A 15,924-nucleotide genomic window follows, 5' to 3' on the forward strand; every position below is an offset into this window, starting at 1 on the left:
AGGAAAGAATGAACCGCGACGCCGTTGCCACCGACGACACGACGCTCGGCGTCGACGATTGCTGGAACCGGATCGGCACGCACGGCGACCGCTCGTGCGAGCGGCTGGCCGAGTGCCTGCGCTGCCTGAACTGTCCGGTCTACGCGTATCACGCGGCGAAGCTGCTCGAGCGCCCGCTAGGCGTCGCCGAGATGGCCGACGCCACGCAGCGGATCAGCGCGTTCGACGCGACCCGCGCGCATGGCGACGACGATACGCGCCAGGCGGCGCTGGCGTTTCGCGTCGCCGACGAATGGCTCGCGCTGCCGATCGGCGTGCTGCGCGAGATCGCCGGCACGCGTCCGATCCATTCGCTGCCGTATCGCCGTCATTCGGCCGTGCGCGGCGTGGTCAACATTCGCGGCACGCTGCGCATCGCGATCTCGATCGGCGCGCTGCTCGGCCTCGACGCGGGCAAGGGCGGCAACGGCGGCGCGGACGGCCGTTTCACGCGGCTGCTGGTCGCCGCGCACCAGGGCGAGCCGGTCGTGTTTCCGGTCGACGAAGTCGAGGGCGTGTTGCGCTTCAGCGCATCCGAATGGGTGCCCGTGCCGGCGACGGTCGGGCGCGCGAGCGCCGGCCTGTCGCGCGGCGTGCTGTCGTGGCGCGGCAAGTCGGTGGGCCTGCTCGACGACGATCGGCTGTTCGACGCCGTGACACGGAGCATGCGATGAGCGGCGATGACGATCTGAGCCACCTGTCCCTGCTCGAGCTGTATCGCGAGGAGACGCGCACGCAGACCCAGGCGCTGTCCGAACGCCTGCTCGCGCTCGAATCGGGCGAGCCCGACTCCGTCGCGCTCGAGGCGTGCATGCGCGCCGCGCATTCGCTGAAGGGCGCCGCACGCATCGTCGGCGTGCCGCTCGGCGTCGACATCGCGGGGCGCATGGAAGAATGCTTCGTCGCCGCGCAGGCCGGCACGATCGCGCTGACGGCCACGCACGTCGACGTGCTGCTCGCCGGCGTCGACCTGCTGGTGCGCGTCGCCGATCCGCAGGCGCAGCCCGTGTCGTCGACGGAGATCGAGGCGTTCGCGCTGGCGCTGACGGGCGCCGACGGCGCGCACGCGATGCCGGTCTCGGCCTCGGCCTCGGCCTTCGCGCCGCCGCCGGCGCCGCCGTCCGTCGTGCCGCATCGCGAGCACGACGGCGCCGCGAACGAATCCGTGGGGGCCGGCGCCGCGGTGCCGCCGCTCGCGGTGTCGGCGGCCGTGCCCGATCCGGTCCAGGCCGGCCGCGCGGCCGGCGCGGGCGCGATGCGCCGCGTGCGGGCCGATACGCTGAACCGGCTGCTGAGCCTGTCCGGCGAGTCGCTCGTCGAATCGCGCTGGCTCAAGCCGTTCGCGGAGTCGATGCTGCGCGTGAAGCGTGCGCAGCGCGATGCGGCCCGTTCGCTCGATCTGTTGTACGAACAGTTTGCCGACGATCTCGACACGGGCGTGCTCGCGTCGGTGAACGAAGTGCGGCACATGCTCAACGACCTGCAGCGCTCGCTCGCCGAGCGCATGGACGAATTCGACCGCTTCGAGCGGCGCAGCACGCACATCGCCGAGCAGCTGTACGACGAGGCGCTGCAGTGCCGGATGCGGCCGTTCGGCGACGCGACGCGCGCGTATCCGCGCATCGTCCGCGATCTCGCGCGCTCGCTCGGCAAGCAGGTGCGCTTCTCGATCGTCGGCGAAGGCACGCAGGTCGACCGCGACATCCTCGACCTGCTCGACGCGCCGCTCGGCCATCTGCTGCGCAACGCGATCGATCACGGCGTCGACGCGCCCGACGCGCGTCGCGCACGCGGCAAGCCGGCCGAGGCGAGCGTCACGCTGGAGGCGCGCCACAGCGCCGGCTCGCTGCTCGTCAGCGTGATCGACGACGGGCCGGGCGTGGACATGGACGCATTGCGCGCGGCGGTCGTGCGCCAGCGCCTGACCGACGACGAGACGGCCGCGCGGCTGTCCGATCCCGAACTGCTCGAATTCCTGCTGCTGCCGGGCTTCTCGATGCGCGATGCGGTGACCGACGTGTCGGGGCGCGGCGTCGGCCTCGACGCCGTGCAGGAAATGGTGCGCGGCGTGCGCGGCGCGGTGCGCATCTTCAACGAGCCCGGCGCGGGCATGCGCTTCGTGCTGCAACTGCCGCTCACGCTGTCGGTGATCCGCAGCCTGCTGGTCGAGGTCGGCGGCGAGCCGTACGCGTTCCCGCTCGCGCACGTGCGCCGCACGCTCGAGCTGTCCCACGACGACATCGACGTGCTCGAAGGGCAGCCGCATTTTCCGTTCGACGGCCGGCGCGCGGGCCTCGTCGGCGCGCATCAGCTGCTCGATGCGGGCGAACCCAACGTCGCGCGCGCGAGCACGGCGGTCGTGGTCGTCGGCGGCGAGCCCGAACTCTACGGTGTCGCCGTGGACCGCTTCCTCGGCGAACGGATGCTCGTCGTGCAGCCGCTCGACAGCCGCCTGAACAAGATCCAGAACATCGCGGCCGGTGCATTGCTCGAGAACGGCGACCCGGTGCTGATCGTCGATGTCGAGGACCTGATCCGCTCCGTCGACAAGCTCGTGCGCGGCGGACAGCTCGCGAAGCTCAAGCGCGATCCGCAGCTCGCGCTCGCCGACCGGCGCCGCCGCGTGCTCGTCGTCGACGATTCGCTGACGGTGCGCGAGCTCGAACGCAAGCTGCTGGAAAAGCGCGGCTACGACGTGACCGTGGCGGTCGACGGGATGGACGGCTGGAACGCGGTGCGCAGCGACGCGTTCGATCTGGTCGTCACCGACGTCGACATGCCGCGCATGGACGGGATCGAACTCGTCACGCTGATCAAGGGCGATCCGATGCTCAAGCGCGTGCCGGTGATGATCGTGTCGTACAAGGATCGCGACGAGGATCGCCGGCGCGGGCTCGACGCAGGCGCCGACTACTACCTCGCGAAGAGCAGTTTCCACGACGAGGCGCTGCTCGATGCGGTGCACGACCTGATCGGGGACGCACGCGGATGAACATCGGCATCGTCAACGATCTGCCGCTCGCGGTCGAGGCGCTGCGCCGCGTGATCGCGCTGCGCACCGATCATCGCGTGCTGTGGGTGGCGACCGACGGCGACGAGGCGGTGGATTTCTGCGTCGCGCATCCGCCCGACCTCGTGCTGATGGATCTCGTGATGCCGAAGCTCGACGGCGTGGCCGCGACGCGGCAGATCATGGCGCGCGCGCCATGCGCGATCCTGGTCGTGACCGCGAGCGTCAGCGCGAACACGTCGTCGGTCTACGAGGCGATGGGCGCCGGCGCGCTCGACGCGGTCGACACGCCGACGCTCGCGCTCGGCCTGCCGTCGGATGCGGGGCCGCAGCCGCTGCTCGCGAAGATCGACCAGATCGGCCGGCTGCTCGAAAGCCGGACCGTGACGCTCGTGCCGCCCGGGCCAGCCCTCGCGCGCGGCCTGCCGACGCTGATCGCGATCGGCGCGTCGGCGGGCGGGCCGACCGCGCTCACCGCGCTGCTGCGCGCGCTGCCGGCGGATTTTCCGGCTGCGCTCGTGATCGTGCAGCACGTCGACCAGGCGTTCGCGGTCGGCATGGCGGAGTGGCTCGACGGCTATACGCGGCTGCCCGTGCGTGTCGCGCGGGAGGGCAGCGTGCCGCAGGCGGGCGAGGTGCTGCTCGCGGCGACCAACGATCATTTGTACATGTCGCCGCGCGGCGTGCTCGGCTATACGCGGCATCCGGCCGAGACGCCGTACCGGCCGTCGATCGACGTGTTCTTCAACAGCGTCGCCGACGGCTGGCAGGGCGACGCGCTCGGCGTGCTGCTGACCGGAATGGGGCGCGACGGGGCGCTGGGGCTGAAGGCGATGCGCGCAAAGGGTTGCTACACGATCGCGCAGGATGAGGCGACGAGCGCCGTCTACGGGATGCCGAAGGCGGCCGCGGCGATCGGCGCCGCGTCGGCGATCCTGCCGCTCGAGCGGATCGCGCCGCAACTGATCTCGCGCGTGACGCGCATGCCGCTCGACTGACGGCGCGCGGCCCCGGCGGGGCCGCGTTGCAGGCGCCGCGCGGCGTCGCGTACAATTGCCGCCTGCGGAGATGGCATGCCTCCCTGCGGTCGATCCCGGTGCGTCGCACGCGGTTCGGCCCTCAACCGCCGGTTGCCCGGCTGATGATGCCTGCGTGTTCCTGGGTCGTCAGGAGGTCGCAGGCCGTCCATGCGGTATTCTGCCGCCCAGGTTTTGATGTTCCGTCGAATCTGGAAATCATGTTTTTCTCGACTTCTGCCGATTTTTTCGCGACCGTGCGCTACGTGTGCCGCTGGCTCGCGCTTTCTGCCTTGCTCGGCGCGCTGGCCGGAACGGCTTCCGCGTTGTTCCTGATCGCGCTCGACTGGGCGACCGGCACGCGCGTCGCGCATCCGTGGCTGTTGTGGGGACTGCCGGCCGCCGGTTTCGCGACCGGCTGGGTCTACCACCGGTTCGGCCAGTCGGTCGCGCGCGGCAACAACCTGCTGATCGACGAAATTCACGACCCGAAGGCGCTCGTGCCGAAGCGGATGGCGCCGCTCGTGCTCGTCGCGACCGTCGTCACGCACCTGTTTGGCGGGTCGGCCGGCCGCGAAGGCACGGCCGTGCAGATGGGCGGCGCGCTCGCCGATCGCGTCACGCACCTGTTCCGGCTCGATCGCGAGCATCGGCGCGTGCTGCTGATGGGCGGCATCGCGGCCGGCTTCTCGTCGGTGTTCGGCACGCCGCTCGCGGGCGCCGTGTTCGGGCTCGAGGTGCTCGCGATCGGCCGCGTACGGTACGACGCGCTGCTGACCTGCGTCGCGTCGGCGATCGTCGCGGACGTCGTGTGCCGCGCGTGGGGCGTGCATCACACCGTGTATGCGATTCCGTTCGTGCCGGCCGTGTCGGCGACGGGGCTGGCCGCGACGGTCGTCGCGGGTGTCGCGTTCGGCGTCGTCGGCCGGCTGTTCGCGTTCACGACGCATGCGCTGACCGCATGGTTCCGCCGCGTCGTGCGCTACGCGCCGCTGCAGCCGGTGCTCGGCGGCGCGCTGGTGGCGGTCGCCGCCACCGCGCTGAACGTGCCGCAGTATCTCGGGCTCGGGATTCCGACGATCGAGGCTGCGTTTCACGGGCCGCTGCCGGCTTACGATTTCGCGGGCAAGTTCGCGTTTACCGTCGTCACGCTCGCGTCGGGATTCAAGGGCGGCGAAGTGACGCCGCTGTTCTACATCGGCGCGACGCTCGGCAACGCGCTCGGCCAGGTGCTCGCGCTGCCGGTGCCGGTGCTCGCGGGACTCGGCTTCGTCGCGGTGTTCGCGGGCGCGGCCAACACGCCGATCGCGTCGACGATCATGGCGATCGAACTGTTCGGCGCGGATGTCGGCGTCTATGCGATCGTCGCCTGCGTGGTCGCCTATCTGTTTTCCGGGCACGCCGGAATTTATCGATCGCAGCGGGTGGCGGTGGGGAAGGGGGCGCGGGTGGAGGCGGAGTGACGGCGGCGCGCGGGGCGGCCGACCGCGGTGTGTCGACCGAAACCGAGACCCGGTGATCGCGCCGATCACCGGGACCGGGGGGCGTCCGTTACGCCTTCGGCAGTTTCGCGACGTTGCGCGCGAGCAGTTCCTCGATGTCGATGCCTTTCTCCGCGAGCAAGGCCGTCACGACGCCGGTCAGCTCCCCGAGCGTTTCCTTGACCGACTCGCGGATCGTATCCACGACGACCTGGGTGCTGCGCTCGATCTCGATGTTGACCTTGTCGTCGACGCCTTTGGCGTCGAAGGTGGTCGCGCGTCGCGTTTCGGGAATCAGCCAGACGTCGAACCAGCCTGCGTCGCGATCGACGTCCGACACGGTGAGGCTGCAGCCGTTGATCGCGATATAACCCTTCGCGAACACGTAACGTTTGAAATCGGCCGGCACGCCGATGCGGATCATCCGGTTGTGTTCGGACGACGCGATTTGCAGGATGGTCCCCATGAAGTCGACGTGACCGGACAGCGGATGCCCGCCGATTTCCGCGCCGTCCTTCGCGGCCCGTTCCACGTTGATGCGGGCGCCGGTCGTGAGGTCGGCCAGCGTGGTGATCCTGAGGCTCGGCAACATCACGTCGAAGTCGATCAGCAGCGGCGAGTGGATGGTCGTCACCGTCAGGCAGACGCCGTCGACCGAGACGCTCGCGCCGATCTCGATGTCGGTGGTGAACCGCTCGGGGAATTCGATGCTGAACGTTCTCAGTTCGCCGTGATCCTTGATGGCCTTGATGACGCCAACACCCTGAACAATGCCTGTAAACATGATCCGCCTTTCGTCGCAAATTGCCTGGCCGGTATGATAAGTGATCGCGGCGGGCGTCGTCGGGGCCGGACGCGCGGCGGCAGTTGCCGCACGTCCGGCCCCGACCGGGTTGCCGTCAAGCCTCCGCCGGCTCTCCCCGCGGGCCGGCATCGCCGCTGACCGTGCGCCGCGGCGAATCGATCAGGCCCTTCGCCAGCTCCAGCGCCTGCCGCTCGAACAGCCGGCGATAAATCCCGCCGTCGATGCGGATCAGCGCGTCGTGGTTGCCTTCCTCGATCACCTTGCCGCGATCGAGCACGAGCAGTCGGTCGAGCGAGCGCACCGTCGACAGCCGGTGCGCGACGACGAGCGTCGTGCGGCCGACCATCAGCCGCTCCATCGCCTGCTGGATCAGCACCTCGCTTTCGCTGTCGAGGCTCGACGTCGCTTCGTCGAGGATCAGAATCGGCGCATCCGCGAGGAACGCGCGCGCGATCGCGACGCGCTGGCGTTCGCCGCCCGACAGCTTGATCCCGCGCTCGCCGACGAGCGTGTCATAGCCGTCCGGCAGCGCGGCGATGAAGTCGTGCGCGCTGGCGAGACGCGCGGCGCGCTCGATCTCCGCACGGCTCGCGTCGGGACGCGCATACGCGATGTTCTCCGCCAGCGTGCGGTGGAACAGCACGGGTTCCTGCTGGACGATCGCGATCTGGCTGCGCAGCGAATCCTGCCGCACCTGCGCGATATCCTGGCCGTCGATCGTGATGCGGCCGCCCGACACGTCGTACAAACGCTGGATCAGCTTGATGAACGTCGTCTTGCCCGACCCGGAATGGCCGACGAGGCCGACACGCTCGCCGGGCGCGATGCGCATCGAGAAGTCGTCGTACAGCGGCACCGGATGGTTGCCGTAGCGGAACGTCACGTGCTCGAAGCGGATCTCGCCTTGCCCGATCCGGATCGCCGGCGCGCCGGGACGATCGTCGATGCCGAGCGGCTGGCGCTCGAGCGCGACGAGCTCTTCCATGTCGTTGACCGAACGCTGCAGGTTGCGGATGTGCATGCCGACGTCGCGCAGGTAGCCCTGCAGCATGAAGAACATCGTCAGCGAGAACGCGATGTCGCCGACGCTCGCTTCGTCGTTCGCCCACAGCCGCAGCGCGACGCCGATCATCGCCGCCTGCATCGCGACGAGCATCGCACCCTGCAGCCCGCCGTTGAGCGTGCCGCGTACCCACGTGCGGCGCGTGCGCTGGCGCCATTTGCCGATCACGCGCGCGAGCCGCGCTTCCTCGCGCGTTTCCGCGCCGAACGCCTTGACGACCGCGTTGCAGCTCACCGCGTCGGCGAGTGCGCCGCCCATGCGCGTGTCCCACATGTTGCCGAGCCGCGCGGCCGGCGCGACGATGCCGAGCGACACGGCGACCGTCACCGAGATGTACAGCAGCGAACCCACGCCGACGACGAGCCCCATGACAGGCCAGTGCGTGCCGAGCAGCACCGTCGCCCCGACGAGCATCGTGACCGACGGCAGCAGTGCGATCAGCACGGTGTCGTTCAACAGGTCGAGCGCCCAGATTCCGCGCGTGATCTTGCGCACGGTCGATCCCGCGAAGCTGTTCGCGTGCCAGTCGGTCGAGAACCGCTGCACGCGATGGAACGACGCAGCGGCGATCTCGCTCATCATCTTCAGCGTGAGCGTGATGATGTTCAGGTAGACGCCCTGCCGCAGCAGCGTCGCGCCGATGCCGAGCGCGGCCAGCGTGCCGAACGCGACGATGGCCGAATGCCACGCGGCGGCGCGGTCGGTCAGGCCGGTCGACAGCGCATCGACGAGGCGTCCGGCGAACAGCGGCGTGAGCACGTCGGCAAGCGCGCCGAGCAGCGCCAGGGTCGTGATCGTCGCGATGCGCACCGGCTGCTTGCGCCAGTAGCGGAACGTGAAGCCGAAGACGGCCTGGAATGCCTGGCCGCCCAGATGGGTGGTTTTTCTGGTCATGTATCGTTGCCCGGCGCATCGCGCGACGGGACTTTCCGGTTCGGAGAACGTCGAAAACGCAACAGCCCGGCCGCGCGGATGGCGCGGGCGAAACGAAACGGACTGTCGGAAAAATGCGCGGGCCGGCGAGTTAGCGGAGCACTCGGGAGCCGGCGCGGACGACGGGCTGGATCAGCCGCGCCGTGGGACCACGTTCGGGAAGGCTGCTGGCATTCGGAACATCTGCACCTCCCTGAAGTGAACGGTTGAAAGGACGCCGAAAAGACGTGAAGGGATTTTATCAGCAGTGCCGGAGTCGCCGCAACGTCTGACGAATGCGGCGTTGCAGCGTCGATACGGTTAGTATTCGGGGTTTCGGCCCTTTTTCGCGCGGGTGCCGCGGTGCGGTGCCGCACGGGTCGGCGGGCCGCATCGATTACACTTTGCCGTTGCGCGCCGGCCGCCGAGGCCGCGCGGATTCACCCCCCGATACATTCCTGAGGAAACGATGAGCGACGTTCAGCAAGGCATCCTGGCTCCGATCGACACGGCGGCCCGATACCTCACTTTCACGATTTCGAACAACGGCAACGTGGCAGCGGCGCTGACGGCGTTGCGCGAGCTCGTTGACGGGCGCGACACGGTCGCGGGCTTCGGACACGCGCTGGCCGCACACCTCGGGCGTCCGGTCCCGGGCCTCACCGAATATCCGGCGTTCGCGGTGAACGACCGCACGCTGCCGATCACGCCGGCCGACATCTGGGTCTGGCTGCGCGGCGACGATCGCGGCGAGCTCGTGCTGCGTGCGCGGGCGATCGAGCGGGCGCTTGCGCCGGCGTTCGCGCTGCAGGACGCGGTCGACGGATTCCGCTATTCGAACGATCGCGACCTGTCGGGTTACGAGGACGGCACCGAGAACCCGACCGGCGACGACGCGCTGGCCGCGGCGATCGTCACGGGGCAGGGCGCGGGTCTCGACGGTTCGAGCTTCGTCGCGGTTCAGCAATGGCTGCACGACTTCGACCAGATGGAGCGCATTGCGTCCGGCGACATGGATCACATCGTCGGCCGCCGCCGCTCGGACAACGAGGAACTCGACGACGCGCCCGAGTTCGCGCACGTGAAGCGCACAGCGCAGGAGAGCTTCGAGCCGGAGGCGTTCATGCTGCGCCGGTCGTCGCCGTGGTCCGACGCGCGTCGCGCGGGCCTCTACTTCGTCGCGTTCGGCTGTTCGTTCCGCGCGTTCGACGTGCAGATGCGCCGGATGAGCGGCGCGGACGACGGCATCGTCGACGGCCTGTTCCGTTTCACGCGACCGCTGACGGGCGCGTATTTCTGGTGCCCGCCGGTGAAGGACGGCAAGCTGGACCTGTCCGCGCTCGGACTCTGAGCGCCGGACGACATCCGCAAACGGGCGGGTCGCGCATCGTGCGCGGCCCGCCCGTTTTGCTTGTTGCGGAGCGATCGTGTGCGGCGCGCTGCGCCGCCCGTCAGTTCAGCGTCGTTTCGATGCGCGTGCCGCGCTTGATGAACAGCGTCACCGGCGTCTTCTCGCAGATTTCCGCGAGCCGCTGGCGCTGCGCATCGTCGAGCGGGCCGTCGAGCATCACGACGCGGCGCACGTATTGCTGTCCTTCGCGATCGGCGTGCAGTTCGGTGCGTACGTCGATGCGCACGACCGGCCACGTCTTGCGCTGCATGTACATGCGCAGCGTCGCGGCCGTGCATTGCGCGAGGCCGGCCAGCACGAACTCGAACGGCGCCGGTCCGAGGCCCTGTCCACCTTCGCGCGGCGCTTCGTCGCCGGTCAGCGCGTGCGTGCCGGCCTGCAGCTGGACGACATAGTCGGGCGCGTCGGCGGCGAGGGTGGCGGCAGCATGGATGAGCGGCATGGCAAGACTCCGGTAAGCGGGGAAAGAGGCGGCCGCGACGATGCGCGGCGTGCGAGCCGTCAGCATACCGTCTCGACGAAAATCGCGGGCGCTGCGTGCGTCGACGTGGCTCGCCAGAATCAGCCGGCGACGCCGGCGCTCCGGCGCACGAGCGTGGCGATGCGTTCGCGCACCCACTGGTGCGCGCGGTCGGTCTCGCGCGACTCGTGCCAGTACGCGAGCAGCGGAAACGGCTTGAGCCGCAGCGGCAGCGGCTGCACGGCGATCGGCAGCAGCGCCGCCATGCGCAGCGCATACGTGCGCGGCAGCGTCAGCAGCAGGTCGCCCGCCGCGGCGATCTGGCAGGCGGCGAAGTAATGCTGGCACACGAGCTGGATGTGACGGAAGCGCCCGTCGTTGCCGAGCAGCACGTCGAGCGATTGCGGTTCGCCGAGCGACGACACCGCGACATGCCGTGCGGCGAAATAGTCGCCGCGCCGCAGTGGGCCGTCAGTCAACGGATGATCGTGCCGCATCGCGACGACGAGCGAATCGTCGAGCAGATGTTCGGTCGCGATGCGCGGGCCGGTCTGCACGCGTCGATCGACGGCCAGATCGAGATTGCCCGACGCGAGTTCGCGTTCGATGTCGTGCACCGCGATGCGGCGGCTCACGAATCGCAGGCCCGGCGCTTCGTCGGCGAACGCGGCGACGATCTGCGGCAGCGCGATCGATTCGAGCACGTCGCGAATGCCGACCGCGATGCTCAGGTCGAGCGTCGCCGGGTCGAATGCCGACGGGTCGCGCGCGGCGCGTTGCAGGCCGGCGAGGTGAAGCTGCACGTCCGCGATGATCGTGCGCGTGCGCTCGGTCGGCACGACGCGGTTGCCCTGGCGGACGAACAGCGGGTCGTCGAAATGCGCGCGCAGCCGGTTGAGCGCATGCGTGACGGCCGGCTGCGTCAGGTGCAGCGCACGGGCGGCCGCGCCGATGCCGCCGTGCACGTAGACGGCGTCGAGCACGCGGAACAGGTTCAGGTCGAGACGATGATCGGCGGGCACGGACGAAGTCGGCGTGGTGGACGGTGGGGCGATTCTAATGGATGCGCGAACAACGGCATGCGGGTGCGTGCGTTAGAGAGACGATCGATGCCGTTCGATGCGTGTCGATGACGATCGACCCGATATGCGAGCGTGCGCATCCGACGCGCGATGCGGATCGTGCGCACGATGCGAGCCTGCCCGTCGGCAGGCGCATTTCCATGCGGTAGCACCAGCGTTCGGTGACAGCCTGTAGAAATCCGCCATCATACTGTCCCGGTCAGCCATTTCATGCCAAAGACACGACCCGTTCGGCTAAGATGCCGTCGCTTCATATTTCGAGATAGCCGTCCCTGTCGCACGCGTTCAAACCAAATATAAGCCTGACAGTTCGACGGTATTACAAGAAGTCGAAACAGTCCGGGGGCTTGGCAGTGGAAGCAGCAGATCAGAGGTGGGTCGTAATCTATTTGAGTACGGGGTTTTCCTTGGCGCAGGCCGCGCGCCTTGGCGAGGCCTTCAATCTGGCGAATCGCCTGCACGCGTTCAGTGCGGATTACCAGCTGAAGTACGTATCGGAAAGCGGGGGATTGCTGCAGTCGTCGTCGGGCGTGCAGATCGCCGCCGATCCGCTCGGCGACGAGCACGGCCATCGTGCGCTCGCGTTCTTTCATCTTCATGGTGACCGCGCGTCGGTCAACTGGAACGATGCATTGCGGCGTCGGCTCAGCGACATCCGCCGGCATGCGCGATGGATCGTCGACGCGATGGACCTGTCGACGCTCGCGGCGTCGCAGCGGCAGACGGATGGAAGTCACGCGCGAACCGATCGCGCGCGCCGGACGGCGGCCACGGTCGAACTGCAGGCCGGCGAGGCCGACGTGTTCTCGGCCGTGCTCGACATGTTCCGCGCCGATCTCGGCGACAGCGCCGCGCAGGAGATCGCCAGCAACCTGATGCGGCCGGTCGAGCAGCGCTATGCACAGTCGATGTGGGCGTTTCGCGAGCTGAGCGCGAGCCCGTCGATCAGGATGTCGGCGCAACGGCTGCGCGCGCAGAGCGCGAACCGCATTTCGATCGCGGAAGTCGCGCAGACGGCCGCGATGAGCGAGCGCAATTTCCTGCGGCGCTTCAAGAAGGAAATCGGCGTGACGCCGACCGAGTTCGTGCAGCACGTGCGGCTCGAGCGCGCGTGCCACATGTTGATCCACACGACGCTGCCGGCCGACAAGGTCGCGCGGCGCACGGGCTTCGGCAGCGGCGAGCGTCTGGCGAAGCTGTTTCGCCAGCGCCTGCGGGTGTCGCCGACCGAATTTCGCGTCGCCGAGCGCGAGCGGATCCTGACGAACGGCGCCGGCGCGGCCGATCCGCAACTCGTGCCGCGGCCCGCGAAATCCGGCGGCGAGCGGGCGAGCCGGGGCGCGCGCGCCGATGCGCGGGAGAAAACGGGCCGGATAACCGTAAAATCACCGTGTCGCGATCACGATCCCCGGTTTCCATGTCCTTGCTCCCCACTACCGCCACAGCCCCCTTCTGCCCGTCGGAAGTAAAGGGCAGCATTACGATCGACGCCGGCGCGTCGCGCTGGATGAAGCTCAAGCGCTTCTTCGGCCCGGGCCTGCTGGTCGCGATCGGCTACATGGATCCCGGCAACTGGGCCACCGACATCCAGGCCGGCTCGCAGTTCGGCTATTCGCTGCTGTGGGTCGTCGCGTTCTCGAGCCTCGCCGCGATCTTCCTGCAGATGCTCGCCGCGCGGCTCGGCCTCGTCGCGGGCAAGGATCTCGCGCAGGCCAGCTACGACCGCTATGGCCGCTTCGGCCGCATCGTGCAGTGGGTGACCGCCGAGGTGTCGATCATCGCGTGCGACATCGCCGAAGTGCTCGGCTGCGCGCTGGCGTTCAAGCTGTTGCTCGGCGTGCCGCTCGCGTGGGGGATCGTGCTCACCGCGCTCGACACCGTGATCGTCCTCGGGCTGCAGGGCAAGGGCGTCCGGCAGATCGAGGCGATCGTGCTCGGGTTGATCGCGACGATGGCGTTCTGCTTCGTCGCGCAGGTCGCGATCACGCCGCCCGACTGGCATGCGGTCGCTTCGGGGCTCGTGCCGGGCGATCCGGGCCATGACCGCAAGGATGCGATCGTGCTCGCGCTCGGCATCGTCGGCGCGACGATCATGCCGCACAACCTGTATCTGCATTCGTCGGTCGTGCAGACGCGCCATGTCGTCGGCGGCGCGCGCGGCCTGATCCGCGACACGCTCGCGCTGGTGCGGATCGACACCTGCGTGTCGCTGTTCGTCGCGATGCTCGTCAATGCGGCGATCCTGGTCGTCGCGGGCGCGGCGTTCCATGCGACCGGCCAGCACGACGTGACCGACATCGAACAGGCGTACCGGCTGATCACGCCGATCGCGGGCGGCGCGGCCGCGCTGCTGTTCGGCATCGCGCTGCTCGCTTCGGGGCAAAGCTCGACGCTGACCGGCACGATCGCCGGCCAGGTGATCATGGACGGCTTCCTGCACACGAAGATTCCGTGCTACCAGCGCCGGCTGATCACGCGCGGGCTCGCGCTGGCGCCTGCGCTGATCGGCGTGCTGTGGCTCGGCGAGAACTCGGTCGGGCGACTGCTCGTCTGGAGCCAGGTGCTGCTGAGCCTGCAACTGCCGTTCGCGATGTGGCCGCTGATCCGGTCGGTCAGCGATCGCGACGTGATGGGCGAGCATGCGATCGGCCGCAGGATGCAGGTCGCCGCATGGACGCTGTTCGCCGTCATCACCGGCACGAACCTGCTGCTGATTACGGGTGTCGCGGGCTGATACAGCCTGTCACAGGCTGAAACAGGCGCGTGGCGCGCGTGCGTTAAACTGCGCGTTTTCCAGCTGTTCGACGTCCGTTATGTGGAGTGAAATCAGCAACATCGGCGACGCCGCGCTGACCCTGCCGGTCGCGCTGACCTGCGCGGTCTGGCTCGCGCTGTCCGACTGGCGGCTCGCGGTGCGCTGGATCGTGCTGCTCGCGGCCGGCATGAGCCTGGTCGGGGCGACCAAGATTCTCTATGCGGGCTGCGGTGTCGAGATCCCGCAGTTCGACTTCCGCGTGATCAGCGGCCATACGATGCTGTCGACGTCCGTGTGGACCGTCGCGCTGTCGATGCTGTGGCAGGCCTTCCGTGCGGGCAAGGTGCCGGGCGTGGCGGCGGGCCTCGCCGTCGGGGCGGTGACGGCCGTCGCGCGCGTGTTCGACCATTCGCACACGATTCCCGAAGTCATTGTCGGCTGGCTGCTCGGCGCGCTGGTCGCGCTGGTGTTCCTGCGGACCTACGAACGGGCGCACAAGCGCTCGTTCTCGCCGCGCATCGCGGCCGTCTGCCTGCTGCTCGTGTCCGGCATCGCGTACGGGAATCGTGCACCGTTCCAGCAGATGATCGATACGCATTCCCCGCAGTTCTGTGCCTTCATGCGCACGTCGTCCGGCAACGGGTTCTGAAGGGCGTTTTTCCCGGGGCGTCGGTGTCCCGGTCTCAGGTGATGTTGTCGCCCGCGGCGGCGGCCCCGCCGAGTCACATCCAATTCTTTCTTCTTCATTGTCAAAATCCGGCGTTCCGCGTTCATTGAATCGATGTTCGCGGTGATCCGGCGCGCTGGGCAGGCTCCGTCCCGTCGCCCGGAGAGGCGAAGGTCATGAGCCGGGTCTATGACCGGGCATTACGAATATTCATTTCATCGATCGGCGGCAATCGCGTACGCTGGCGTTCGTTCGATCGTGGCCGGCAGCGGCGGCCCGCCCGATTTGTCCGACGCGGTGCGGCCGGCTCGCTATACTCGCGCAAACCGCGCGGCCGTCGGCCGGCGCACGGCAACCGCCGTCGCGGCACCGGTCCGCCACGACGATTCACGATAGGAGCAGGTCCCATGACAGTCGTTTCCCCGCGCCTCGCAGGCAAGTGCGCGTACATCACGGGCGCCGCCGGCGGCCTCGGCCGCGCGATCGCGCGCCGGATGGTCGAGCAGGGCGCGCGCGTGTTCCTGACCGACATCGCCGACGCGGCGGTGCTCGACGCGTTCGCGCAGGAACTCAATGCGGGACACGCGGCGCCGGTCGCGTTCGCGGCCACGCAGGACGTGCGCGACGAGGCGCGCTGGCAGGCGCTGCTCGCGCAGGCGAACGAAGCGATGGGCGGGTTGTCGGTGCTCGTCAACAATGCCGGCGTCGGGTCGATCGGCGCGCCCGCGCAGATCGAGCTCGACGAATGGCGGCGCGTGATGGCGATCAACGTCGAGAGCATCGTGCTCGGCTGCAAGCATGCGCTGCCCTACCTGAGCGCGAGCCATCCGGCGTCGATCATCAACATCTCGTCGGTGGCCGCGTTCAAGGTCGAACCGGATTTCACCGCGTACAACGCGTCGAAGGCCGCGGTCGCGTCGCTGACGAAGTCGGTCGCGATCGACTGCGCGCGCCGCGAGCTCGACGTGCGCTGCAACTCGATTCACCCGGCGTTCATTCGCACGGGGATCGTCGAGCCGCTGTTCCAGTCGCTCGGCGAACGCGATGCGACGCGCAAGCTCGCACGCGGCATTCCGCTGCGCCGGCTCGGCGATCCGGACGACGTCGCGCATGCGGCCGTCTATCTCGCATCCGACGAAAGCCGCTTCGTGACGGCCGCCGAACTCGTGATCGACGGCGGCATGTGCGCGGTCTGACGCGCATCGACGACAACAACCGGAGGA

13 protein-coding genes and 1 riboswitch are annotated in these 15,924 nt (G+C 68.9%); of the genes, 9 read left to right on the forward strand and 4 right to left on the reverse strand.

The window, feature by feature from the left end; genetic code table 11:
* Positions 1-8 precede the first annotated feature (8 nt).
* The 4 genes from ACV22V_RS02580 (at position 9) to ACV22V_RS02595 (ending at position 5,528) form a co-directional block, all read left to right on the forward strand.
* Positions 9-713, forward strand: coding sequence for a chemotaxis protein CheW (locus ACV22V_RS02580; RefSeq protein ID WP_059689506.1), 705 nt, complete (start codon positions 9-11; stop codon positions 711-713).
* A complete protein-coding gene (locus ACV22V_RS02585; RefSeq protein WP_448012912.1) occupies positions 710-3,031 on the forward strand; it encodes a response regulator in 2,322 nt (773 codons plus the stop codon). Before ACV22V_RS02580 ends, ACV22V_RS02585 begins: the two co-directional genes overlap by 4 nt.
* Positions 3,028-4,047 carry a chemotaxis response regulator protein-glutamate methylesterase gene (gene cheB / locus ACV22V_RS02590; protein ID WP_175906588.1) on the forward strand — a complete coding sequence of 340 codons (1,020 nt, stop codon included), beginning with the start codon at positions 3,028-3,030 and terminating at the stop codon, positions 4,045-4,047. Before ACV22V_RS02585 ends, cheB begins: the two co-directional genes overlap by 4 nt.
* Before the next feature lie 57 nt (positions 4,048-4,104).
* A riboswitch (Fluoride riboswitch) is annotated at positions 4,105-4,207 on the forward strand.
* A gap of 79 nt (positions 4,208-4,286) precedes the next feature.
* Positions 4,287-5,528 carry a voltage-gated chloride channel family protein gene (locus ACV22V_RS02595; protein ID WP_448012913.1) on the forward strand — a complete coding sequence of 414 codons (1,242 nt, stop codon included), beginning with the start codon at positions 4,287-4,289 and terminating at the stop codon, positions 5,526-5,528.
* An 88-nt stretch (positions 5,529-5,616) separates the two neighbouring features.
* On the opposite strand, the gene ACV22V_RS02600 is transcribed toward ACV22V_RS02595, so the two are convergent.
* Both ACV22V_RS02600 and ACV22V_RS02605 read right to left on the reverse strand, forming a co-directional pair.
* Positions 5,617-6,330, reverse strand: a complete 714-nt coding sequence (locus ACV22V_RS02600; RefSeq protein WP_448012914.1) for a riboflavin synthase subunit alpha — start codon at positions 6,328-6,330, stop codon at positions 5,617-5,619.
* Between the two features lie 115 nt (positions 6,331-6,445).
* Positions 6,446-8,308, reverse strand: coding sequence for an ABC transporter ATP-binding protein (locus tag ACV22V_RS02605; RefSeq protein ID WP_448012915.1), 1,863 nt, complete (start codon positions 8,306-8,308; stop codon positions 6,446-6,448).
* 487 nt (positions 8,309-8,795) lie between these two features.
* On the opposite strand from ACV22V_RS02605, the gene ACV22V_RS02610 reads away from it, so the two are divergent.
* Positions 8,796-9,677 carry a Dyp-type peroxidase gene (locus ACV22V_RS02610; RefSeq protein ID WP_059531647.1) on the forward strand — a complete coding sequence of 294 codons (882 nt, stop codon included), beginning with the start codon at positions 8,796-8,798 and terminating at the stop codon, positions 9,675-9,677.
* A gap of 100 nt (positions 9,678-9,777) precedes the next feature.
* On the opposite strand, the gene ACV22V_RS02615 is transcribed toward ACV22V_RS02610, so the two are convergent.
* Together ACV22V_RS02615 and ACV22V_RS02620 are read right to left on the reverse strand one after the other, a co-directional pair.
* Positions 9,778-10,179: an OsmC family protein gene (locus ACV22V_RS02615; RefSeq protein WP_448012916.1), complete on the reverse strand. Its 402-nt coding sequence runs from the start codon at positions 10,177-10,179 to the stop codon at positions 9,778-9,780.
* Positions 10,180-10,298: 119 nt separating this feature from the next.
* Entirely contained in the window at positions 10,299-11,219 is a 921-nt protein-coding gene (locus ACV22V_RS02620) for a LysR family transcriptional regulator (protein ID WP_448012917.1), read from the reverse strand.
* Between the two features lie 467 nt (positions 11,220-11,686).
* On the opposite strand from ACV22V_RS02620, the gene ACV22V_RS02625 reads away from it, so the two are divergent.
* The 4 genes from ACV22V_RS02625 to ACV22V_RS02640 all read left to right on the forward strand — a co-directional run bounded on the left by ACV22V_RS02625 (position 11,687) and on the right by ACV22V_RS02640 (position 15,897).
* Positions 11,687-12,748 (forward strand): helix-turn-helix domain-containing protein, encoded by a 1,062-nt coding sequence (locus tag ACV22V_RS02625; RefSeq protein WP_175906582.1) that lies wholly within the window; start codon positions 11,687-11,689, stop codon positions 12,746-12,748.
* Positions 12,697-14,013 (forward strand): Nramp family divalent metal transporter, encoded by a 1,317-nt coding sequence (locus ACV22V_RS02630; protein WP_448012918.1) that lies wholly within the window; start codon positions 12,697-12,699, stop codon positions 14,011-14,013. The genes ACV22V_RS02625 and ACV22V_RS02630 overlap by 52 nt, the downstream gene beginning before the upstream one ends.
* A 79-nt stretch (positions 14,014-14,092) precedes the next feature.
* On the forward strand, positions 14,093-14,683 hold the full coding sequence (locus ACV22V_RS02635) for a phosphatase PAP2 family protein (RefSeq protein WP_448012919.1): 591 nt from the start codon (positions 14,093-14,095) through the stop codon (positions 14,681-14,683).
* A gap of 425 nt (positions 14,684-15,108) precedes the next feature.
* A complete protein-coding gene (locus tag ACV22V_RS02640; RefSeq protein ID WP_448012920.1) occupies positions 15,109-15,897 on the forward strand; it encodes an SDR family oxidoreductase in 789 nt (262 codons plus the stop codon).
* Positions 15,898-15,924 lie beyond the last annotated feature (27 nt).

The sequence above is a fragment of the Burkholderia sp. AW33-5 genome, assembly GCF_053427615.1.